19 protein-coding genes and 4 pseudogenes are annotated in these 21,436 nt (G+C 69.3%); 13 read left to right on the top strand and 10 right to left on the bottom strand.

Annotated elements, in window-relative coordinates; all coding sequences use genetic code 11:
* The first annotated feature begins 82 nt into the window (after window positions 1-82).
* From SAVERM_RS02710 to SAVERM_RS02705, 3 genes and pseudogenes are all read left to right on the top strand, one after another.
* Window positions 83-2,509: a SpoIIE family protein phosphatase gene (locus SAVERM_RS02710; RefSeq protein ID WP_010981875.1), complete on the top strand. Its 2,427-nt coding sequence runs from the start codon at window positions 83-85 to the stop codon at window positions 2,507-2,509.
* Between the two features lie 270 nt (window positions 2,510-2,779).
* Window positions 2,780-2,863, top strand: a pseudogene (locus SAVERM_RS44265) (MarR family transcriptional regulator); the annotation flags it as partial.
* Window positions 2,864-3,616: 753 nt separating this feature from the next.
* Complete coding sequence (locus SAVERM_RS02705; RefSeq protein WP_010981874.1) at window positions 3,617-4,276, top strand: TetR/AcrR family transcriptional regulator; 660 nt, start codon at window positions 3,617-3,619, stop codon at window positions 4,274-4,276.
* On the opposite strand, the gene SAVERM_RS43810 is transcribed toward SAVERM_RS02705, so the two are convergent.
* From SAVERM_RS43810 to SAVERM_RS02690, 4 genes are all read right to left on the bottom strand, one after another.
* Entirely contained in the window at window positions 4,260-4,574 is a 315-nt protein-coding gene (locus SAVERM_RS43810; protein ID WP_079121362.1) for a hypothetical protein, read from the bottom strand. The genes SAVERM_RS02705 and SAVERM_RS43810 overlap by 17 nt on opposite strands.
* 415 nt (window positions 4,575-4,989) lie before the next feature.
* Window positions 4,990-5,379: a hypothetical protein gene (locus SAVERM_RS43805; protein ID WP_010981872.1), complete on the bottom strand. Its 390-nt coding sequence runs from the start codon at window positions 5,377-5,379 to the stop codon at window positions 4,990-4,992.
* Window positions 5,379-7,241: a carboxylesterase/lipase family protein gene (locus SAVERM_RS02695; protein ID WP_010981871.1), complete on the bottom strand. Its 1,863-nt coding sequence runs from the start codon at window positions 7,239-7,241 to the stop codon at window positions 5,379-5,381. The genes SAVERM_RS43805 and SAVERM_RS02695 overlap by 1 nt, the downstream gene beginning before the upstream one ends.
* A 34-nt stretch (window positions 7,242-7,275) precedes the next feature.
* Window positions 7,276-8,499 (bottom strand): choice-of-anchor Q domain-containing protein, encoded by a 1,224-nt coding sequence (locus SAVERM_RS02690; RefSeq protein WP_037652172.1) that lies wholly within the window; start codon window positions 8,497-8,499, stop codon window positions 7,276-7,278.
* A gap of 365 nt (window positions 8,500-8,864) precedes the next feature.
* Here SAVERM_RS02690 and SAVERM_RS02685 point away from each other — a divergent pair, with 365 nt between their 5' ends.
* Window positions 8,865-9,524: a TetR/AcrR family transcriptional regulator gene (locus SAVERM_RS02685; RefSeq protein WP_037652170.1), complete on the top strand. Its 660-nt coding sequence runs from the start codon at window positions 8,865-8,867 to the stop codon at window positions 9,522-9,524.
* A 60-nt stretch (window positions 9,525-9,584) separates the two neighbouring features.
* On the opposite strand, the gene SAVERM_RS02680 is transcribed toward SAVERM_RS02685, so the two are convergent.
* Both SAVERM_RS02680 and SAVERM_RS02675 read right to left on the bottom strand, forming a co-directional pair.
* The gene (locus SAVERM_RS02680; protein ID WP_010981868.1) at window positions 9,585-10,388 is read right to left on the bottom strand and encodes an SDR family NAD(P)-dependent oxidoreductase; all 804 of its coding nucleotides are present in this window, start codon (window positions 10,386-10,388) and stop codon (window positions 9,585-9,587) included.
* Entirely contained in the window at window positions 10,381-10,998 is a 618-nt protein-coding gene (locus SAVERM_RS02675; RefSeq protein ID WP_010981867.1) for a carboxymuconolactone decarboxylase family protein, read from the bottom strand. The genes SAVERM_RS02680 and SAVERM_RS02675 overlap by 8 nt, the downstream gene beginning before the upstream one ends.
* Before the next feature lie 967 nt (window positions 10,999-11,965).
* On the opposite strand from SAVERM_RS02675, the gene SAVERM_RS02670 reads away from it, so the two are divergent.
* The 5 genes and pseudogenes from SAVERM_RS02670 to SAVERM_RS02650 all read left to right on the top strand — a co-directional run bounded on the left by SAVERM_RS02670 (window position 11,966) and on the right by SAVERM_RS02650 (window position 16,227).
* Window positions 11,966-12,415, top strand: coding sequence for an SRPBCC family protein (locus SAVERM_RS02670; protein WP_037652168.1), 450 nt, complete (start codon window positions 11,966-11,968; stop codon window positions 12,413-12,415).
* A gap of 505 nt (window positions 12,416-12,920) precedes the next feature.
* Window positions 12,921-13,304: pseudogene (locus tag SAVERM_RS02665) on the top strand (thiamine pyrophosphate-dependent enzyme); the annotation flags it as partial.
* Window positions 13,305-13,530: 226 nt separating this feature from the next.
* Window positions 13,531-13,902, top strand: coding sequence for a DUF2397 family protein (locus SAVERM_RS02660; protein WP_010981864.1), 372 nt, complete (start codon window positions 13,531-13,533; stop codon window positions 13,900-13,902).
* Window positions 13,903-14,087: 185 nt separating this feature from the next.
* Window positions 14,088-15,278, top strand: a complete 1,191-nt coding sequence (locus SAVERM_RS02655) for an NAD(P)/FAD-dependent oxidoreductase (protein WP_010981863.1) — start codon at window positions 14,088-14,090, stop codon at window positions 15,276-15,278.
* A 10-nt stretch (window positions 15,279-15,288) separates the two neighbouring features.
* Complete coding sequence (locus SAVERM_RS02650) at window positions 15,289-16,227, top strand: sigma-70 family RNA polymerase sigma factor (RefSeq protein WP_010981862.1); 939 nt, start codon at window positions 15,289-15,291, stop codon at window positions 16,225-16,227.
* A 243-nt stretch (window positions 16,228-16,470) separates the two neighbouring features.
* On the opposite strand, the gene SAVERM_RS42990 is transcribed toward SAVERM_RS02650, so the two are convergent.
* Entirely contained in the window at window positions 16,471-16,653 is a 183-nt protein-coding gene (locus SAVERM_RS42990; RefSeq protein ID WP_137951517.1) for a hypothetical protein, read from the bottom strand.
* 85 nt (window positions 16,654-16,738) lie between these two features.
* Here SAVERM_RS42990 and SAVERM_RS39360 point away from each other — a divergent pair, with 85 nt between their 5' ends.
* Both SAVERM_RS39360 and SAVERM_RS45465 read left to right on the top strand, forming a co-directional pair.
* Window positions 16,739-16,918, top strand: a complete 180-nt coding sequence (locus tag SAVERM_RS39360; protein ID WP_037652164.1) for a hypothetical protein — start codon at window positions 16,739-16,741, stop codon at window positions 16,916-16,918.
* Between the two features lie 949 nt (window positions 16,919-17,867).
* Window positions 17,868-18,240 (top strand): annotated as a pseudogene (locus tag SAVERM_RS45465) (transposase family protein); the annotation flags it as partial.
* On the opposite strand, the gene SAVERM_RS02630 reads toward SAVERM_RS45465, so the two are convergent.
* Window positions 18,219-18,515, bottom strand: a complete 297-nt coding sequence (locus tag SAVERM_RS02630; protein ID WP_255253777.1) for an IS3 family transposase — start codon at window positions 18,513-18,515, stop codon at window positions 18,219-18,221. The pseudogene SAVERM_RS45465 and the gene SAVERM_RS02630 overlap by 22 nt on opposite strands.
* A gap of 40 nt (window positions 18,516-18,555) precedes the next feature.
* Window positions 18,556-19,131 (bottom strand): annotated as a pseudogene (locus tag SAVERM_RS02625) (IS30 family transposase); the annotation flags it as partial.
* A 46-nt stretch (window positions 19,132-19,177) separates the two neighbouring features.
* Between SAVERM_RS02625 and SAVERM_RS43565 the strand changes: the two are divergent.
* Complete coding sequence (locus tag SAVERM_RS43565) at window positions 19,178-19,282, top strand: transposase domain-containing protein (RefSeq protein ID WP_174879194.1); 105 nt, start codon at window positions 19,178-19,180, stop codon at window positions 19,280-19,282.
* Window positions 19,283-19,421: 139 nt separating this feature from the next.
* The gene (locus SAVERM_RS02620; protein ID WP_052082445.1) at window positions 19,422-19,919 is read left to right on the top strand and encodes a hypothetical protein; all 498 of its coding nucleotides are present in this window, start codon (window positions 19,422-19,424) and stop codon (window positions 19,917-19,919) included.
* Window positions 19,920-20,181: 262 nt separating this feature from the next.
* Here the strand turns inward: SAVERM_RS02620 and SAVERM_RS02615 are convergent, their stop codons facing one another.
* Entirely contained in the window at window positions 20,182-21,435 is a 1,254-nt protein-coding gene (locus SAVERM_RS02615; RefSeq protein ID WP_010981858.1) for a L,D-transpeptidase, read from the bottom strand.
* Window position 21,436 lies beyond the last annotated feature (1 nt).

Genomic DNA, 21,436 nt, shown 5'->3' with positions numbered 1-21,436 from the left:
CACGTCACGGGTATCATCTATTGCTAAATTGGACTAAGCCGCTCAAATCCACATTCCTGCACGGATGTGCTCGAGGTGCGGAATGCATGACATCACCTTTCGCGGCGACGGTGAATTTCCGGAACCGGGAAGCGAGGCGGACGTCCTGCTGGACGCCTGCGGTCGGGTCGCGGCCTGGGGTCCGGGAGCGCAGCAGATGCTCGGCTGTCCGGCGCGCGAGGCTGTGGGCCGTAGTGCGGACGAGTTCCTCTACGACCCCGCCGACGCGGCGGACATCGTCAGGCGCTGGGAGAAGGGCGCCCGCCGGGGGTCTCTGGTCCTGCGACAGCGCAGCGGGAAGCCGCTGGCGGCCCAGATCTGGGTCCGTGCCCTCACGTCCGCGAACGGTGATCCGCAGTGGCTGGTGCAGGCGGCCCGTACCGCCGTACTCCGCACGTACGAATACGGGCGCGCCCTGCTGAAGGGGCTGTTCACCGACTCGCCGTTCAACATCGACATCTTCGACACGCAGCTGCGCTTCGTCGGCCTGAACATCGCCGAGCGGCGCGCCGGCGTGTTCCAGGGGACCGAGTACTCCGGGCACACCATGCGCGAGATGGCGCCGCCCGGCCTGCTGGACGTCGATGCCCTCGAAGCCCGCCAGCGGCGGGTCCTTGAGACCGGCAAGGCGCTCATCGACACCGAGGTGGTCGGCCACCCCGTGGCCAACTCGCCGCGGGAGTACGTGTGGTCGGAGTCCATCCTGCCCCTGAGGGACCCGTCCGGGAGGGTGATCGCGTTGGGTCATGTCGTCTCCGACGTGACCCAACGGGTCCGATCGCGCGAGCGGCTGGTCCTGACGAACGAGGCGGCCATCGGGATCGGCACCACCCTGGACCTTTGGCGCACCGCCCGGGAACTGGCCGAGGTCGCGGTACCGCGCTTCGCCGACATCTGCTTTGTCGACCTGTTGGACTCAGTCTTCCCCGGCCGCGAACCGACCGAAGGCCGACCACCGCGTCCCCCGCTGTTCCGCAGGGCCGCTTGCAGTGGGGCAGCCGAAGACACGGGGTCAGACGCTGCCGGGGAAGTGAAGGTGGGGGATGCCAATTTGTGGGCGACGGCGCCCGGCTCGCCGTTCCTCGACGCTCTCACGAAGGGTGAATCCGTCCTCCTGGCGGACGATCAACTCCAGAACTGCCCCGCCGCAGTCGGCCTCCGCCACTCCCCGGACGACGGACCGAAGATCCATTCGTGGCTGCTCGTCCCGATGTTCGCCCGCGGCGTCGTCCTGGGCGCTGTCGTCTTCCTGCGCTCCGGCAACCCCCGCCGGTTCGAGCCCGACGACGTGCTGCTGGCGGAGGAGATCGTGACCAGAGCGGCGGTGTGCGTCGACAACGCCAGCCGATACCACCGCGAGCGGACGACCGCGCTGACCCTCCAGCGCAGTCTCCTTCCTCAGCGGCTGCCGTCGGCGTCGGCGGTGCGGACGGCGTCCTGCTACCTGCCCGCGAGCGGGCACACCGGGCTGGGCGGCGACTGGTTCGACGTCATCCCTCTGTCCGGCGCACGAGTGGCGCTCGTGGTGGGCGACGTGACCGGACACGACCTGCAGTCCGCTGTGACCATGGGCCGCCTGCGCAGCGCCGTACGTACGCTCGCGGATCTCGATCTGGCCCCCGACGAGCTTCTCACCCATCTCGACGACCAGATGAACCGCTTCCTCGACGAACGGAGTGACGAAGGGCCCCTGGCGACAGGAGCGACGTGCCTGTACGCGGTGTACGACCCCGTGTCCCGCCGCTGTCTCCTGGCACGCGCCGGTCATCCACCGCCGGCTGTGCTCTCGGTGAACGGCGCCGTCGACTTCGTGGAACTGCCTGGCGGCCCCCCACTGGGCCTGGGAGGTATCGTGTTCGAAAAGCGTGAGATCGCCATGGACGACGGGGACGTTCTGGTGCTGTACACCAACGGCCTGCTGCAGCCGCGCGCCCAGGATCTCGATGCCGGACTGCACCGCATGCGCGACACCCTTTCGCGGACTCCTCCATCCGCCACGCCTCAAGAGGTGTGCGACACGCTGGTCCGCGAACTGCTGCCGACATGCCACAAGGACGACGTGGCCGTTCTGACGGCCCGGGTCAGCGGCCTGGCTTCGGACCGCCATGTCACCTGGAAGATAGAGGCTCAGGACGAACTGGTCGGCCGGGCACGCGACCTGACGACGCAGCAGATGGCCCGGTGGGGGCTGGAGGAGGAGTCGTTCACCACCGAGCTGATCGTCAGCGAGCTGGTGACGAACGCGATCCGCTACGGCGAAGAACCGATCACGCTACGGCTGATCCTCGACCGCAACGTGATCTGCGAGGTGTCGGACGGCAGCAGCACATCTCCCCACGTCAGACGGGCCCAGGACACGGACGAGGGCGGACGCGGTCTCTACCTCATAACCCAGCTGACCCGGAGCTGGGGAACCCGGTACGGCGAACGCGGCAAAACCATCTGGGCCGAACAGCCACTACGCTGCTGACAGCGCGACACGCACGGACGGCGCCGTCGGTCGATCCCTACCAGGCGAAAGACCACACTGGACAGGCCCGTTGACGCTGTCGCGCAGGCACTGCGGTCTTCCGCCACACCCGCCAGCCCGCGGAGTCCGCGCACGCAAGGCCGACTGATCAAGCCTGCTGAGCGGTCAGCGGAAGCCTTGGCAGTCCTTCTCGAACTGGGTGATACCGAGTAGCAGTGAGGCGGAGTTGGTTGCGTGGACGGAGCCGCGTACTTGCAGGCGCGCTCGCCCATGACCGCCAGACCCGGCGCGCTCACCGTCCTCGCTCAGGGCTGGTACGCACTCTCCCTGCTGCACGGAAAGATCGAGTCGCACCGTTTTGCGGGACGCCGACCTGACCGATCGGCACGTGGTGAACGCGGGAACCGCCTGCGGTCGCGCTCATTTCCGGGCGTCCGATCCGGAGACCGAGGGCAGGCCCGTTGCCGGCTGAGGTCCGCAGGCGGGGCGGAGGTTCCGTAGTAGTCCGAGCTGAGGAAAGCTCCGTGCATGGCGAAGGGGGCCGGTAAGTCGGCAGGGAGGATGCTGCAATGCCGGGAGGCCGCTGGTGAATGCCGATGCGCTGGGGTGCGCGCTGCTCAAGGCCGAGCGCCGGGTACGGGAGATGCGGACCAAGCTGCACTGTTGGTCCAGCTGGAAGAGTCCGCGCCGTCGCTATTGTGCGGGCCGGTGGTGGCCTGCCGACGATGAGGTGGTCTTGTTCAGGCGCGCGAAGGTCCGGGCCGATCGCTACTTGTATCGCGAAAACAAGATCCCCTCGCCCTGGCCCAGCGGGACCATGGGCGGCGGCCGTCTGAGAGGGGCTTGTGGAGATGCCTGGAGATCGGGCACGTCCGGTTCGGGATGCGGGCTGGGCAAACCCGCCGATGGCAACGTCGGCCGGGCGTCCCGGTCCGACCTCACCAGCTCGCTGAGTACGCAGGTCACCGCGGACCGGCTGTTCCAGAGACGTTCCGAACCCTTTTGCGGACCCGCTACAGAGCCGATCAGCGCGGCTCCGAATGCAAGCGATTATGGCTGAATCCACGCATGGGCCCGTTGGCCATCGTGTCGTCTAAAGTCAGCGGTATGACGGAGGCACCGGTCCAGAACCGCGGCGCACGGTCCCGGGACGCGATTCTCGACACCGCCGGCGAACTGATGGCGCGGTACGGCTACGCCGCCACCTCCATCTCGATGATCTCCGCCGCGTGCGGTCTGCCGACCAGCTCCCTCTACTGGCACTTCGGGAGCAAGGACGGGATTTATATCGCGGTGCTGGAGCGCGCCAGGACCGAGCTGCTGGCTGCCCTGCCTCCGGCCGAGGTGCCGGGCGCCGACGTCATCCAGCGCCTGGACACCTTCCTGGCCGAGGTCAGGGACGCGTTCGAGCGTCATCCGCACGGTCTGCGGTTGCTGCTGGGGCTGGGCATGGTGCAGCAGGATGCCAGTGCGGCGGCCGTGGCCGAGGTGCGTCAGTACCGCGACGCGCTGGTGGTCTGGGCACGGGAATCGGTGAGCGCCGTCTTCGGGTTGCGTGACCGCCCGGAGGTGGCGGACGAGTTGGCGCGCTTCACGCTCAGGATGGCGAGCGGAACAGCCGTGGCCCTCTGGTTCGATCCGGGCACCGCCCTGGAGACCGGGTCGTTGCGTGTGGCGTTGCTGGCACTGGCCGCTCACCACGGCGTTCCGGTACGGGACGCCCCGGGTGAGGACGCCCCGTCGCGCGGCGTCACGAATGGGGCATGACGACACGGTACTTGCCGCCCGGCGACTGCTCGGGTGGCTCGTGGGCCCGTTCGACACTGACCTGGTCCGCCCCGTGGGCGCCGAGGAGGGCGGCCAGCTCCTGGCGCACCGCCGTCCACAGCCGTTCTCGATCGGCTCCGGTGGTGGACCGGATCCTCACCCGGAGGGTGGTGGGCGACGTCTGGACGATCTGGAACAGGTCGATGTCCGGGATGCTTTCCAGGAGGGTCTCGAAGGCCATGGGCACGATCCGGACGGTGCCGCCGCCCCGGCGCGGGAAGGACAGCAGGTCGGCCACGCGGCCACGGACCTTGATGGAGGGGAGCGGGTCTCCGCACGCGCACGCGTCCGGGCGCAGCAGACCCTGTCGCCGAGGTCGTAGCGCAGGATCGGCTGCGCCCATTGGCACAGGCTGGTCAGGAGCACGGTGAAGGACTCCCCCGGCGAAGTGGGGCGGTGGTCGGCGTCGACGGGTTCCAGGATCAGCCAGTCACTGTGGACGTGGAGCCATCCGAACGCGCAGCCGTAGGCCAGGGCGAGGCTCTCGTTGCAGCCGTAGGTGTTGACCACAGGCGCCCGGAAGGCAGAGCGGATCCGGCGGTGGTCGCGGTCACCGGGGCCCTCAGCCACCAGGGGCACCACGGCCGGAGCGATGCGCAGGCGGCCGGCCAGCTGCTCACCGGCGAGCAGCGAGATCACCGTGGCGTAGCCGCTCAGGAACACGGGCCGGTACCGGTTGAGTTGGTCCACCAGGTCGGGCAGCGGGCTGTGCGCCGACAGCACCCGGCTGCCCCGGGCGTGCAGGCGGCCAGATGGCCGCTGGTGGCGACGATGTGCGCCGACCGCTCGCGGTGGGCGAGTAAACGGGCCGTCGCCGAGGCGGTCAAAGTGCGCCGGGCGGCCCGCAGCGATAGGGCCCTGGCCACCGCCGCCGCCCGGTCGTCGAGAAGGAACACGCCGCGGTGTCCGGTGGTTCCGGACGTGGTGGTGACCAGGTACCTGTACAGGAAGCGCTCGCCGACCCGGCCGGGGTCGGCGACGAAGGCACGTACGCGGTCGAGCGTCACCTCCGGGTCGGTAACCCAGTCGTCGAATCGGGCCATCAGTATCTCTTTGCGCGTGACCGGCAGCAGGGCCGGGTCCTCGACGCGTTCCGGCAGGGTCCGGTACAGCTCGCGGTAGTACGGGGAGTGAGCGCGGGCGAAGGCGACCGTCGCGACCAAACGCTCCCGCTGACGGTTGGCCAGGGCGTCAGGGGCCCTGCCGCACGCTCCGGCACCCGTCCCGGACCAGGGCCCACGTCGACGTCACCGCACCGCCCCCGGGGAGTGGGGGGCTGCCAGAATGTGCAGTGATGGTCGGCCGCGAACCCGGTGGTGGGGCCCGTCCGGTCCGGCGTCAGCACTTGGATGCGGTCTCCGTCGGCCGTGTAGCGCGGCCAGGTGGGAGCCCAGGGCACGTTGGGGTCGCCGGTGGCCGCGAAGCGGGCCCAGTAGGCGGTCATCATGGCGGACAGACGGCGCTGGGCCGGCGTCAGGGGTGGCACCGCGTCCGTGGGGAAGAGAAAGGCGAGTTCGGAGGCGTGGAAAGCGCCCTGCGGTGTGTGCGGGGCGGGAATGAACGGTGGTGCCTGGGAGTCGGCGAACTCGTAGGCGTACACGGGCGCTCGGCTGCTGTACAGCCGGCTGTCGGCCCGTGCCGGGCAGGCGAACCGCTGGTCGGTGCCGACGGTGGAATAGGCCAGGTTGGGCGACGGGTACGCCGCAGCCGGGTACGTGCCGAGGACCGCGGCCGCACGGTCGCCGTGCTGAAGCGTGATCAGTGCCGCGTACGAGGCAGGGGTCAGCGGGCCGCCGCCGAGCAGATCCACGTACAGGGCGGTGAAGTAGCGGTACTCGTCGTGGGTGTTGCCGCTCAGCGTCGGCACCGCGTTCACCCGTCCCTCGGCCCACGCCGCGTGCGGCGTGCGCGGAAGGATGTGGGGCCCGGTGTTCGGGCCCCACAAGGACGCGGCCCCGGTTCCTGTGCTGCGGATGAGCTCGGTGGTGGGTACGGCTCGCAGACAGGCCGCCGCGGTCGCCGGGTCGGTGCAGCCGACCGTGGCCGCGAAGTCGCTTCCCTTCCGCTCTGCAGCGTCGAGCGTGGGCGGTGTCAGTCCGCCGTCCGCTGCGCAGCTTCCGCTCTGCTGGATCGCCCGGTGGAACAGGCCCTTCGCGGTCGGCGAGGCGATGTGGACGCAGGCGTCCGACGATCCGGCGGACTGACCGCCGAGCGTCACCCGGCTGCGGTCGCCGCCGAAGGCGCCGATGTTGCGCCGTACCCAGCGCAATGCGGCCTGCTGGTCCATCAGGGCGTAGTCGCCGGAGGCACGGTCCGCACTCTCGGCCGACAGGGCGGAGTGGGCGAGGAACCCCAGTGCTCCGAGGCGGTAGTTAACGGTCACCACGACCACACCGCGCGCAGCAAGCGCCGAGCCGTCGTAGTCGCTGCCCGCGCCGTAGGCGTTGCCGCCGCCGTGCAGCCACACCAGCACCGGGAGGGGCCGGACCATGGTGCGGGCGGGCGTCCACACATTGAGGTACAGGCAGTCCTCTGTGGTGCTGCCGGTGCGGTTGGACTCGCCGGGCAGGACGGGGCCGCCGTCGGGGAGCAGGGTCAGCGGCAGTTGCGGACAGGGATGGGCGGACGCGGTGGCGTCCCGTACGCCGGACCACCGTGCGGCGGGTCGGGGTGGACGCCAGCGCAAGTCACCCGTCGGCGGGGCGGCGAACGGAATCCCCTGAAAGATTCGCCCGCGGTCGCGGCCGGCTGCCCCGCGCACCCAGCCGCGGTCGGTGCGCACGACCAGGGAGTCATGGTCGGCATCGGCATGCGCCGTGACTGGGGGAGTGGTGAGGGACAGCAGCAGGGCCGCTACGACGGTCACGGCGGTGGCCAGGGCGGGGCGCGAGCTCGAAGATCTCATCGCATCCTCCTGATGCCGGTGCGGAGACAGGGGGTCATGGCGTGTACTCGTAGGCGCCGATGTCGCAGGCGGTGCCCTGGGGGCGGGCGACGCCGCGCTGATCGGTGGCTGGGCAGCCGTCGGCCGCGTCGAGGGCGGGGCTGCCCGGCAGCAGCGCCGTGGTGTCTGTGGGGCCGCCGTTGTCCGCGAGCGGCCCCACCAGCGGGTCACGGCGGGGCAGATCGCCCGTGGCGGTCAGCCGGCAGCTGCCGTCGCCGTCGATGTTGTGGCCTCGAGACGCGATGATGGCGAAGGCCTTCGCGCAGTCGGCGGTGTTGCCCGCGACGATGGAGTTGCGCAGGACCAGACGTCCAAGAGGCAGATCGACGATGTCGGGGATCGGTGCGGGCAGGCTGTCGAGGTAGGCGGGGGCGATGTTGATTCCGCCCCCGTGGTGGCTGGAACGGTTCCCCGTGATGGTCGAGTCGAGGATTTCCACGGTTCCCAGTCCGCGGATGTCGATGCCTCCGCCGTAGCCGCCGAGGCTGCCGGGGCGGTCGCCGGGGTCCGTCACGCGGTTGCCGGCGATCGTCGAGTTCGTCACAGTGCCGCTGTCGTCGAACCTGATGCCTCCGGCCTCTCCGGCGGCGTTCCCGCTGACCGTGCTGTCGACGAGATCCAGGTGGGAGTCCGGGACGTTGAAGACGCCGCCCCCATAGCCGGCGGAATTCCCGGTCACCGCGACCCGACGCAGCGTCAGATGCCGTTCGTTGGCGATGCCGCCGCCCCCGGTGTCGGTGAAGGGAAGTTCCCGCTGCCTTGCCTCTCCCCCCGTGATCGTCACATCGGACATACGGGTGTCCGCCCGCAGGCGGAAGGCCCGGTCCAGGTGGTTGGCGTCGATGACGGTAGCCCGCGCACCGGCGCCGGTAATCGTGGTGGGCGCGTCGACGTTCAAGTCGCCAGTGGTCGGGTCGGGATGGTCGCCGGTGATCAGCCGGGGGTCAGGCGGGATCGTCAGCCGGTAGCGGCCGGAAGGCAGCGCGATCGTGCTGCCCGGCCGGGAGTTGGCGGCCATCACCGCGGCGCGCAGGCTGCACGTGCCGGACGCGGTGCGGCACCGGCCGTCCGACGGGTCGGCGTCCACCGCGTCGGATGTGGTGTCGACGGTGAACCTCGTCGGCACGGCTTCGGCGGGGGCGGCGGCACCGGCGGCGGGATGCGCCGCAGTGACAAGGAGAGCGGCGGTGACTGCTGTCGGGATGGCTCTGACCTTCATGCGGTGCACCTTTCACGCGAGGCATGGGCGTGCCGGGACTCGGCTGCCGCGAGGACTTCGTGTGGTGCGCGATGTGCGGCTCGTGCGAGGAACGCGGTCGGCGTGGGCCGACGGACTGTGCCACGTGAGACCGCCCGCGGTCTGGAGCGAGCGTTCCATTCAGAACGCCGTGTGTCCACGACCGACGGGGAGAATGGCCGAATGGAGGTGGCGCGGCTGTACGGAGCGGCAGCTGCTTGAGTGCCATGGGCGTCGGCCACGACGACGGCCGAGGCGGTTACCGTCCGCTTGAGGTAGCGGCAGGACCACTGGCGCGGTCGCCACAGGCCAGAGGGCCGCCCCGTCGATGGCATACTGCAGGTCCGATGAGCGAACCAACCGTGGCGGCCCGACGCCCCCCGACCAAGCGCGATGACCAGCGAGAGGCCTCCCGCCGAAGGCTCCTGAACGCGGCACTGGAGATCCTCGCGGAGGAGGGCTACCGCGGCCTGACGGTGAAGAAGGTCGGCGACCGTGCCGGAGTCAGCCGGGGCATGGTCAACTACCACTTCATGTCCAAGGCCGGGCTCGTCGAAGCCGTGGTCGCCGACATTCGTGAGACGTTCATCGACCTGCTCCGGTCGCAGCCCGGGTACGCCCGGATGAACGGGCTCGAATCAGTTTTGGCCAAGCTCGACCAGCTCTTCGCCCGGCTGGCGGAGCCGGAGCCGGGGGTGCGGGCGCGGGCGTTGCTGGTGCTCCTCGTCGAGGCGGTCGGCAGCGCCGACGGGATGAAGGACTTGATGGCCGAGCATCTCAGTCTCGTGCGCACCGGCGTCGAGGAGGACCTCAGGCGGGGGATCGCGGATGGGAGCATCCGCCCGGACGTGGACGTGGTCGCGCAGGCGTTCCTGGTGGAGAGCATCGCCCGCGGCGTGCTCCTTCAGTATCAACTGGACTCCGCCCGAACCCGTCTGGTGGACATCGCACGGGCTGCCCGCGAGACGCTGGTGCTCGGACTCACGGCCACGCGGGGCGCCGACTGAGCCCCCGGTCGACCGCGCCCGGGTTGGGCGGTGGCCGGCCGGGGGCCGGGGCGCCGTGCGTCATACGGCGCTGAGTCCGCCGTCCACCACCAGGCTCTGGCCCGTGATGTAGGAGGCGCGGTCGGAGAGCAGGAACGCGACGGCCTCCGCGACCTCCCAGGCGGTGCCCTGGCGGCCCAACGGGATGCGCTCGAACGAGGCGGTCCTGGAGGCCCGTTGGGCCGAGGCCTGTCGTCCCATGGGGGTGTCGATCAGACCGGGGACGACCAGGTTGGCGCGGATCCGGCGCGCCCCGCCCTCTTTGGCGACATGGCGGGTGAGGCCGAACAGGCCGGCCTTGGAACTGTCGTAGGCCGGCGAGTTCGTGGCGGCGCGCAGTCCTGCGACCGATCCGATGAAGACGACGGCGCCTCCGTCGGCCATCGCCGGCAGGGCGTGCTTGGCGGCCAGAAAGGGCGCACGCAGATTCAGCGAGAGCACCTGGTCCCAGTCCTCGGGTGATGAGCCATCCAGCCCGGTGCCGAGACCGACTCCGACGTTGACCACGAGCGCATCCAGTCCGCCCAGACGGCGGACCGCCTCGGCGACCATGGCGGCCGACTGCTTGGCATCCGTCGCGTCACCCACGACGGCCACGCTCAATGCCCCCTCCGAGTGGACCAGTTCGGCGGTCGCGGCGGCGGCCGGGGCGGCCACGTCGGCACATGCCACGTCGGCGCCCTCACGGGCGGCGAGCACGGCGATCGCCCGGCCGTTGCCGACGGGTGCCCGCGGGTCGCCGTCGGGGCGGGTGCCCGCACCGACCACCAGCACTTTGCGGCCGGCCAGCCGAGGGGCCGCCTGCTCCGGGTGTCCTTCACCCATGGTTCCGGTCCCCTTCCGTGAAGCCTGTGCTGTCGAAACCGGGGTCCAATTCCACACCGGTGGCGTTCAGGAAGAAGGCCACCATGTGGTACTGCCCCACCAGCATGACGATCTCGATCAGCTCGGCGTCGCCGAAGTGTTCGGTCAGCGCCTCCCAGGTGGCGTCGGACAGTGTTGCACCGCTGTTCAGCTCGTCCGCCGCCCGGATCAGGTGCCTCTCGAGGTCCGTCCAGCCGGGCGCTTCCGGTCCCTCGGTGATGCGGTTGATGTCCCCATCCGTGACGCCCGCGGCCTTGGCCAGCGTAAGGTGCCGTCCCCACTCGTACCGGGTGCCGGTGTTGCAGGAGGTGCGCAGGATCAGCAGTTCTCGGAGCCTCGCTGGTAGTCGGCCCCTGCGGAGCAACTGGCCTCCGAAGGGCATGAACTGCTCGTAGAGATCGGGATGGCGCACCAGTGTCGTGAAGATGTTCGGGATCCGCCCTCCGGGGTCGTGGGCTGCGCCGGCCAACAGCTTCCGGGTCCTTGCATCCCAGTGCTCCTCGGGGAGGGGCACCAGCCGCGGACGGGTCTGTCCGGCGGGTTCGTGGCGGGGTTCGTGGCGCTCTGACATGGCGACCTCCAACGTGTGGCGTTCACCCTAGGAGACTGGCTGAACGCTTAGCAAGTCAATGCGCATGACCGGCCTCCATCGCCCCGAGCGATGTTCGGTTTCTGGGCTGCCCGCCGGATCATTCAGCGAACGGTCGAGAAGCTCGAGAAGTAGAGGAAGCGTTGGGGCCTTCGCCACGATCCACGATCGAGGTCCTCCGCCTGACCGGCATCCGCAACGAAGAACCACCCAGCTCGATGCCCGCCAGGAGCGCAGGTCATCGAAGGTGTTCCTCGAAGTCCCCTCGTTCGACAAAATCAGAGCTCGAGCGGCGGTGAGCCCTGATCATTCAGGGAGCAGTCGCGCCGACGGGTGCACGCCCCGAGCAGATACCCGCGCGCTCACCAGCCTTGATCCGTTGCACCACCTGGCTGGACGCATCGGTCAGTTCCTGCAGACTGTGGTGGGCTGCGCGCACGGCGTGTATGGGTCCGCGGTGGACGATGCGCGGCGGCCGGATGGCGTCGAGTACTTCCTTGCGCGCGTGCGACGCACTTCGGCCATGAAGTCCAGCCTGGTTGCCACCAGGAGGCTCTGCGTCTCAAGCGTAGCCAGTCGGGAGCACGTTCCCCGGCGCAAAGAGCGTGCTGGGGCGGCCCCCCCGATCTCTCTTTACCGGTCAGGACAGCGGAATATCCCTGCGGTGGCGGTGGGCCCAGACAGAGCTGCCCCCTCGAAGCAGCCTTTCGGGCGAGGAGGAGCGGCTCCCCGCACCCTCGTGCCGGTCGATTTCTCCGGCGGCGGTTCAGCGACGGAGATTCCGAACACTGCGCTGTGCCATGCCCACTCCGTTGCTGTCGGGCCCGCACGGCAAAAACGCTCAACCGAGCGACCGTGCGGGCCGGGTACCGAGGGTGGCCACGTGTACGTGTATGCCTGCGGGGTACGCGGCGGATTCAGGTAAGCGTCCCCAAACTTGAGGAGTGCTGTGTCCAAGGTCGAGGAATCCATCGAGGTCGCCGTACCCGTCAGCACCGCGTACAACCAGTGGACGCAATTCGAGGAGTTCCCGCAGTTCATGGGTGGTGTGGAGCGGATTGAACAGCAGACCGCGACGCTCACCCACTGGGTGACGAAGGTAGGCGGCGTGACCAGGGAGTTCGATGCGGAAATCGTCGAACAGATCCCGGACGAACAGGTGTCATGGACGACGGTCGGCGGTGATGTACACCAAGCGGGCGTGGTCACCTTCCACCGACTGGACGACCGGCGCACCAAGGTCATGCTGCAAATGGACCACGACTCCAAGGGTGTCGTCGACGCCGTCGGGGACAAGCTTGGCGTGGTGAAGCACCAAGTCTCCGAGGACCTGAAGCGGTTCAAGTCCTTCATCGAAAATCGGGGCCAGGAAAGCGGCGCCTGGCGCGGGCAGGTCTGACCCGAAACCAGCTCGGACACGACCGACGGTCCATGGAGCCACCGATGCTCCACGCCCCGTGGACGTGAGGAATCCCGCTCCTCCCGGCTTCTCACATCCACGGGGTGGTCCGACCGGTCGGTTTCATCCAGCGGTACAGCAGCCCAGGGCGTTTCGTAGGCGATCGGACTGCGTTGTCCGAGCCGGGAATGAAGGCGTCGGCTGTTGTAGCAAGGGAGCCGGCGAAACGCGGCGATGCGGGCCTCACGCTCGGTTGTCGCATGGACTGCGGCACGACGCCGCGACGCGAGTCCGTACTGTGCCCCCCGTTCGGCTCAGCCTCGGGCGGGTACCCGCCACCCACAGCAGGACCCGAGACCGCGCGACCAGTTCCTGGAACGGCGACGCATGGCGACGTACGGCTACTTCCTCTCCTCCGAGGAGTTCACTCCGGCCGAACTGCTCTCCTAGGCCCGCGCGGCCGAGCGGACTGGCTTCGAGCCACTGGCGATCTCCGACCACTTTCGTCCTCAACAACCAGGACCTCAACCAGGTCACCTGGGAGATGCGCGCCATGTCCGGGGCACCGCAATTCCTGCCCTCGCAGTCGCTTCCGGAGGTGCCGTACGCGGACTTCGCACGCTCCCTCGGCCTGGGCGGCGTGCGGGTGGAGAAGCCGGGCGACGTGGAGAGTGCGTGGCGCCAGGCGCTGGCTTGCGACCGGCCATTCGTGCTCGACTTCCGCACGGACCCGGCGGTGCCACCGATCCCGCCGCACGCCACGCTGGAGCAGATCGAAGCGGCGGCCACCGCGATCCTCGAGGGTGACAGCGACCGGGCGGGCGTGGTGAAGCAGGGCTTCAAGGCGAAGGTGCAGGAGATGCTGCCCGGCGGGCATCGGAACAAGTAAGGCACACCACCGAACCGCTGTTGGAGAACCTCGAGGCCGCCGTCTACACCCTGTCCACCGACCTCCCCTCGACGGCACGTTGGAGGGGAATGCGACGACCCTGGTTGTAGTACGGGCTAATGCGGGGAGCAGGACCGGCCTGGGTCTACGGCGCGGTCGAAACAGCTTCTGTCGTACGGGAGTCGCTGACCGGTGTGGTCACGGGAGTACGTGGCCACGGGACTACATGCTGCAGGACGCCACCGTCACCGCGATCCGCTCCGTCCTTGCCCTGCTGCGCCGCGTCACCGAGGCGCGCCGTGGCGGGGTGAGCCGGGAGAGCCAGCTGCGCCACCACGCCGACTGGTTCACCTCCTGTGCGAGCGACGAGGACGCGCACGCCCTGTTACAGGCGGGCTTCGGGCTCGGCGCACCCCGGCACATCGCCGTCCCGTATGCCGATCCCGAACAGATCCCAGGGCGTACGTCCTGGTGGGGGGCCGAACCGGTCGAGCTGGCTCGCACCCTGGTCCAGTCCGGCCGCACCTCCGCCCGGCACGGCACCGGCCGCATCGAGCGCAACGACGCCCAGCGGCCCGGCTCCGCGCCGAGCACCTAGAGCTCCGGCGTCGTCGAAGGACACGCGACCGGATCAAGATGCTCAAACGGCAGATGTGTGGCCGAGCGCCTGTCGGAGGCTCATCCGCACGTCTCAGTTCGGTGACCCGCGTCACACCCGGCTCCTGTCAGCAATCGGGACGCCGTCTCGTTCAAGGGGCACGCGAACGAGACAGGAGCAACGCCATGAAGCACCGCATCGTCGTACTCGGCGCCGGATACGCTGGGGCCTTCGCCGCCGGAAACCTGGCCCGCCGACTCTCCCCCGCCGACACCGAGATCACCGTCGTCAACGCCGTGCCCGACTTCGTTGAGCGGATGCGGCTCCACCAGCTCGCGATCGGCCAGGACCTCGCGTTCTGCAACCTCGCCGACGTATTCGCGAGCACCGGGGTGCGGCTGCGCCTGGCGCGCGTCACCGGCGTCGACCCCGACCGCAGGACCGTCGCCGTGACCGGCGAGGACGGCGACGGCGAGCTCGCCTACGACACGCTTCTCTACGCGCTCGGCAGCTCCGTCGCCCACCATGGCGTCCCCGGCGTGGCCGAGTACGCCTTCGATGTGACCGGCCGGTCCTCGGCGCTGCGTCTGCGCGAGCGCCTGGCCGGCCTGGGCGAGGGCGGCACCGTGCTGGTCGTCGGTGAGGGGCTGACCGGCATCGAGAGCGCCACCGAGTTCGCCGAGTCCCGGCCCGACCTCTCGGTCGCCCTCGCCGCCCGCGGCGAGCTGGGCGCCTGGCTCTCCCCGAAGGCCCGCCGTCACCTGCGCCAGGCGTTCGACCGGCTCGGCATCACCGTCCACGAGCACACCGGCATCGAAGCCGTGGAGCCGACACGGGCGATCGCCGCCGACGGTACGTCCATCCCGGCCGACGTGACCATGTGGTCGGCCGGGTTCGCCGTGCACCCCATGGCGGCCGCCAGCGGCCTGGAGGTCGCCGAGACCGGCCAGATCGTCGTCGACCGCACCATGCGCTCGGTCTCGCACCCGGACGTCTACGCCGCCGGTGACTGCGCCTACGCGATCGGCGACAACGGCCGGCCGCTGCCGATGTCCTGCGCCTCGGCCGGCTTCACCAACATGCAGGCAACCGCCGCGATCATCGCGCGCCTGACGGGTAGTGAGGTCCCGACCACCGGGCTGAAGTACCACGGCAACCACATCAGCCTCGGGCGGCGGGACGCGATCTTCCAGATGGTGGACGGGGACGGCCGGTCGAAGCCCTGGTACCTGGGCGGCCGGACCGCCGCGCGGCTCAAGTCGGGCGTGCTCAAGGGCGCCGGGTGGAGCATCGCCCACCCGACCTTCGGCATGCCGAAGCGCAAGCGCCGCCTGGCCACCGCGCCTGACCGGGCCGGTGTGAAGGTCGCCGCCTAGGCTGCTCCGCATGGACATCGCAGCCATCGATCGGTTCGAGGCTAGCCAGGGCCGGCTGGCCTCGCTCGCGTACCGTCTGCTCGGCTCGGCCGCCGACGCCGAGGACGCCGTGCAGGACACGTTCCTGCGCTGGCAGGCCCCATACCGCGAACGGGTTGAGGTGCCGGAGGCGTGGCTGACCAAGGTCGTCACCAATCTCTGCCTCGACCGGCTCCGCTCGGCGCAGGCGCGCCACGAGCAGGCGGCCGGTGCCTGGCTGCCCGAGCCGCTCCTCGATAGCGACCCGATGCTCGGCCCGGCCGACACCTTCGAGCAGCGCGAATCGGTGTCCTTGGCCGTACTGACCCTCTTGGAGCGCCTCTCGCCGGTCGAGCGGGCCGTCTACGTTCTGCGTGAGGCCTTCTCGTACAGCCACGCCGAGATCGCCGGGATCCTCGACATCACCGAGTCCGCGAGCCAGCAGCACGTCCACCGGGCCCGGATCCGGGTCGCCGCCGAGCGCCGCCGAGGCAGCGAGACCGACCCCGCGTCCGCGCGCCGGGTCGTCGAGGAGTTCCTCGCCGCCGCCACGTCGGGGCGCACCGAACGGCTGGTGGCGCTGCTCACCGACGACGTGACGGCGGTCTCGGACGGCGCCGGACTGAGCAAGCGGCTGCTGCACTACAAGACGCGCGAGCGGGTCGCCTCCTACGTGCGGGCCGGCTTCAAGCCCACGCCGGCGAAGCGCCGGCTGGCCGGCGGCTCGCCCGCGTTCTATATCGCGCTGGTCAACGGCTCCCCGGCCGTCCTCGCCGTGGTCGACGACCGGGTCGTGGGCGCCGTGGCGTTCGAAGTCAGCGACGGCAAGGTCGCGTCCCTGCGCGGCATCGCCGCCGCGGACCGGCTCGCGCGCCTCAACGAGGCGTGGCGGCAGCACGAACCCGACGCGCCAGCCATCAACGCATGGTGACCCGAGCCACCGGCATCCAGTGACCTGAGTCGGAGCGGTGCTTTTGCCACCGCTCAGATCGCGGTGGCGCGGGCGAAGTCGTCTCGCATGCTCGACAGCGCGAAGCGAGCGCAGTGCGCTGTGTTTATGGGGACCGCGAGAGCACCACCCCATTGGTGACCACCGGCATGGCCCCGCCTGCTGCCGCGGACCGCACTGCCGCGGCGAGCACCACACGGGTCGTAGAGCTGCCGGGGTGCGTCCTTACTCGGTCGAGGCGTCGGCCTCGGAGTCGGCTCCGTGGACCGGGACCAGCAGGGTGAAGGTGGCCGGAGTTCTGCTGGTCAGGGAGAGCCGGCCGCCCGGCCAGCCCGCTGAGCGTCGCTCGGCGCGCGAAGTTGCGGGCCAGCGCGGGGTCACCTCGTCGTCGGGCAGTTGGGGAAACAACAATACGTGGCGGCCCAGGCAGCGGCCGCACTTGCAGTCGCGGCGATCCTCTGGTGCAGCCTGGGGCGCGGCCCAATACCCGGCCATGCTGGTGGGCAGCCTCACCCTGGACGAGGCCGCCTCCCAGCCTGCCGTCCTGTCTGCGTGCCTGATCGTCCTGGCCTGCGGTGCCGTCCTGCTCGTCCCCTCACTCGGGCTGCTGTACAGCACCTTTCAACAGGCCGAGGCCGATGAACCGACACCCCACCATCCGGCATCGGACTGACTACCCGCACAACTGCACTGAACTCGCGAGACACGGCAGGTGTACCGTTTGCGCGGCGACGCGGCCCCGGGTGGGCATGTTCGCAAGCCGGAGGGGTGGCCGTGGATTGGTTCGTTGGACTTGGGATGGTCCTGGGCGTGCTGGCGATCGCCCTGGGAACTGTGTCGATCCGCACGGGGTGGACGTTGTCGTGGGCGCGCCGCCATGTCGCCCGACCGCGGGTCTATGGACTTGGAGGACTGTTGGTGGGCACGCCCTGCACTGTGCAGGGCTTGTTCTACTTCGGAATCGTGCCGAGTCCGTCCTGGGAGATCCGATTCTTCAGCATGAACGTGCTGCTGCTCTCTGGACTGGTTCTCCTGGGCGTGGGGCAGATGCGGTGGTCACCCCGCAGAAGCTGACCGGCTTCTACGGGGTCGACACACTGCGGTAGCGGCCTCGGTCCGCCACGCGCTGGATGTGCGGTCATTTCGCGTGAACATCTGTCGGCCCGTTGATTACCAAGCGTTGCTCGAGCTCATTGGTCCACGCTGCTGACGAAAGTGAACGAAGCCACCTGAGTCCATGCCCAGGCCGCCGAGTCACCCGTCGGCGGTCACGCACGGGCCGACCGCGCTTCGCTGAAGGCCGACCGCGCAGCCGCCGAAGCCCGTTCCGCACGGCTCGCAGCCCAGGTCCGCCGACCTGAACTGCGCCTGAGCAGAGCGCTCCGCTGAGGTCTGCCGCGAGTTCGGCATCGGCGGCCCTGACGACCCCGAGCAGCTCAAGGCCTGGATCGCCGCCCTCGAACAGAAGGTGATTCGTCCCGAGCTGAAGGTCCAGGAACGCGACGACGACCTTGCCGCTGCCCGTGCGGCCAACCGCGAGTTCATGGCATCGCTCGACCGCGGATGCGAGGCACTCGTGCAGCAGGGGTGAAAGCCCAGGCACAGCCCTCTCGAGGATGCCATCCGTGCTGGTCACAGCGGCGAGCGTGCAGGACTCCGTCGCTGGCACCAGACTCCTGGACCAGGTCGCGGCCGAACACCCCGGCATCCGCAAGGGGTGGGTCGACGGCGGCTACCGTCAGCACCTCGTCGACCACGCCGCCACCCTCGGCATCGACATGGAAATCAACGCAAGCCCCGGACTTGATCCCGAAACGCTGGGCAGTCGAGCGGACCTACGGCTGGCTCATGCTCAACCGTCGACTTGCCCGCGACTACAAGACCCTGCGCGTCCACTCCGAAGCCATGACCCACATCGCCATGACCGACCTCATGGCCGCCGTGAGCTTCCCCCGGTGTGCGGGAGGTGCTGATCAGCTGGCCAGGGCGGGTTGACGGGGTTTCAGGTTCGTTCGTTCGGCCGTTGCCTGGTCGGCGTAGTGCTTCTCCTCGAACTCGACGGGGCTGAGGTAGCCGAGCCGCTTCTGGATGCGCCGGGAGTTATAGAAGCCGTCGATGTACTCGAAGAGCGCGAGGTTGGCCTCGGCGCGGGTGGTGAAGGTGCGCCCACGGATGCACTCGGTTTTGATGAGCATCCAAAGGTTCTCCGCGAGGGCGTTATCGTACGAATCCCCGACCGAGCCCATAGATGCCTCAACTCCCGCTCTCACAAGGCCAGTTGTCAGCTTCACGGATGTGTACTGGGCGAGTTCAATTGGTCGTTGCAACACCGGGCTGTTGCAGCGAGCGTAGCTGCTCTTCGAAGACCTCGGCTGGCGTCCGCCAACCGAGGGTCTTGCGGGGCCGGTTGTTGATCGCCATGGCGACGGCTTCGAGGTCCGTGGACGACCACCGGGAGAGATCGGTGCCCTTCGGGAAGTACTGACGCAGCAGCCCGTTCGTGTTCTCGTTCGTCGGTCGTTGCCAGGGCGAGTGGGGATCGGCGAAGAACACCTTCGTCCCGGTGTCGAGGGCGAACTGGGCATGGCCGGAGAGTTCCTTCCCGCGGTCCCAGGTGAGGGTTTTGCGTAGCTGCTCGGGCAGCTGCGTCATCGAGGCGGTGAGCGCTGTGTTCATCGCGATCGCGCCATAGCCCCCAAGTGAGGTGCCGTTCTTCACGGGCGGATTCTCACCCCAGCCCTCGAGCCGGGGCAGGTGCACCAGGAGCGTGGAGCGGCTGCTGCGCTCGACCAGCGTGCCGATCGCGGAGCGCCCCGTCCCGATGATCAAATCGCCTTCCCAGTGTCCGGGGACCGCGCGGTCTGCGGCCTCGGCGGGGCGTTCTGATCGCCGAGACCGGCTGGGTCGAACAGCGCAGTCTGCTGTCGGCGCGGTGGTGGTGTACTTCATCCTCGCGAGGTGCCTGTTCTTCGGCCAGGGATACGAAGAGGTCGCCCGGCTGCTGGGCGAGGCCCGGTGGTCGTGGCGGGCGCCGTGATCGGGCGGGCTCGTCGGCGGCTGGGCGTGGAGCCGTTGAAGGCGTTGCTCGCCCGGGTGTGCCGGCCGGTGGCTGTGCCCGAGACGGCGTGCCGAGTACCGGCACTGGCGTCTGGTCGCGGTGGACGGCACGACGCTGGATGTGGCGGACATGGGCCAACGAAGAGTTCTTCGGCCGCCAGGCCGGCGGCCGCGGGGAGAGCGCGTTCGCGCAGGCGAGGGTGGTGGCACTGGCGGAATGCGGCACCCATGCGGTGTTCGGGGCTGTCATCGGACCCGCTGTCGGCGGGCGAGCAGAGCTGTCCCGGCAGCTGTTCCCCCAGCTCGGGGAGGGGAAGCTCCTGCTGGCCGATCAGGGCTTTTACGGCTTCGAGCTGTGGCAGACCGCCCGCGCCACCGGCGCCGACCTGCTGTGGCGCCTCCGCAGCAGCGCGGCCGTGCCCGGGCTCCAAGTTCTGGACGACGGCTCCTACCTCAGCTCCATCCGCGCCGAGGCGGACCGAACAGTCCTCACTGCGGGGGCCCAGAGCGCCAACCGGAGTGACCGGCTTCGGCGCTTGCGGCTGCCCGCAGGTGCCGGGCTGGTCACGTTGCACGAGGCCGAGCGGCGCCCCCTCCCAGCCTTCCTCTTGATCTGATCCAGTGTGCGCGGCGACCAACCGGCCGCCTGCGGGGAGGGTGCCTGTTGAGTCGACACTGAGTGCGATGCCGGTGTTGCCACCGGTCCGCTTCTCCGTGCCGCGCGCTGAACCCGGCTTACCCATTCCCCGCGTACCAGGTGCGGGGCCCCCGGGCCGAGGGCTGTTCAAGCGTCCTGACGCCGCAGGCGGTGGCCGACATGGTGTCGGCCACCGCCTGGCGGAAGGGATGCCGGTTCGGCTGCGTGGAGGTGACGTGGTGTCAGGTGGCTGGGCTGCCCGCGACCCACTCGCTCCACGACATGTTCCAATCGCTGAGGCCGTTGTCAGGGGCCAACATGGTCTTCTCCTCGGAGTTCTTGACGATCACGACGTCACCGACTATCGAGTGGTCGAAGAACCACGCGGCGGGCTGCCTGCCGTGGCTGTCGCCTCGAACATCCTTCAGGCCTACGCAGCCGTGGCTGGTGTTGGCCTCGCCGAAGACAGAGTCGGTACCCCAGTAGTTGCCATGGATGAACGTGCCCGAGTCGGTCAGGCGCATGGCGTGCGGTACGGCCTTGATGTCGTACGAGGGCTTGCCGTTCTTCTCCGTGAGGCCGACGCTCGCACCATTCATATGGATCTGCCTGAACTTTTCGGAGATCACCATCTGACCGTTGTACGTCGGGTGCTCAGGGCTGCCTGACGAGATCGGGATGGTCTTGATCGTCTTGCCGTCCCGGACGACGGTCATCTGCTTCGTCTTGGCGTCCACGGTGCTGATCTGGCTCCGGCCGATCTTGAACGTGACCGTCTTCTGGATGCCGTGGCGGTTGAGCGTAACGGTGACGGTGGAGCCGGGCCTCCAGTAATTCTCGGGGCGGAAGTCCACGCGGTGGTCGTTGAACCAGTGACCGACGACCCGCTGGCCGCTGCTGGAGCTGACCCGGATCTCCGACTGCACTGCCGCCTTGTCGCTGATCGCCTTGTCGAAGTTGACCGTCACCGGCATGGCCACGCCGACGGTCGAGCCGTCCTCGGGGGAGAGGTGCCCGATGAAGTCGTTGGCCGGGGAGACAGTGGTGATCGTGGCGCTACCGGTGGTGGAGCGGCCCTTGACGTCCCCAGCCTCTGCGGCGATCTGATACTTGGTGGCACGCTCCAGCCGGCCGTTTGGCTTCCAGGAGGTGCCGTCCGTGGACAGAGTGCCCGGGATCTCGGCACCGGTCGCGACGGCGGTCATGGTCACCTTGGTGAGCTTGCCGCTGGTGACGGTGACACTGACCGGGTGGTTGGTCCCGACGCTGTAGGTGCCTTGCCCGGGCGTGATCTCGATGCGGGCGTCGGAGGCTTCCTGGGCGCCCGCCTGATTTATCCTCGCCTGCGATGTCGGGTGGTTCCCTGCACCGTTGCCGCTGGTCGCAGCGTTGCTCGTACCGCCGAGGGCCGTGACTGCGAGTACACCGCCGAGTACGCCGGCCGTAGCCGCCAGCCTGGTGCTTCGTGTACACAGCGTGATCAAAGCTTCTCCCATG

The sequence above is a fragment of the Streptomyces avermitilis MA-4680 = NBRC 14893 genome, from assembly GCF_000009765.2.
GTDB lineage: Bacteria > Actinomycetota > Actinomycetes > Streptomycetales > Streptomycetaceae > Streptomyces > Streptomyces avermitilis.
Note: the sequence above shows the minus strand (reverse complement) of the source record. Positions and strands in the feature narration are given on the sequence as shown.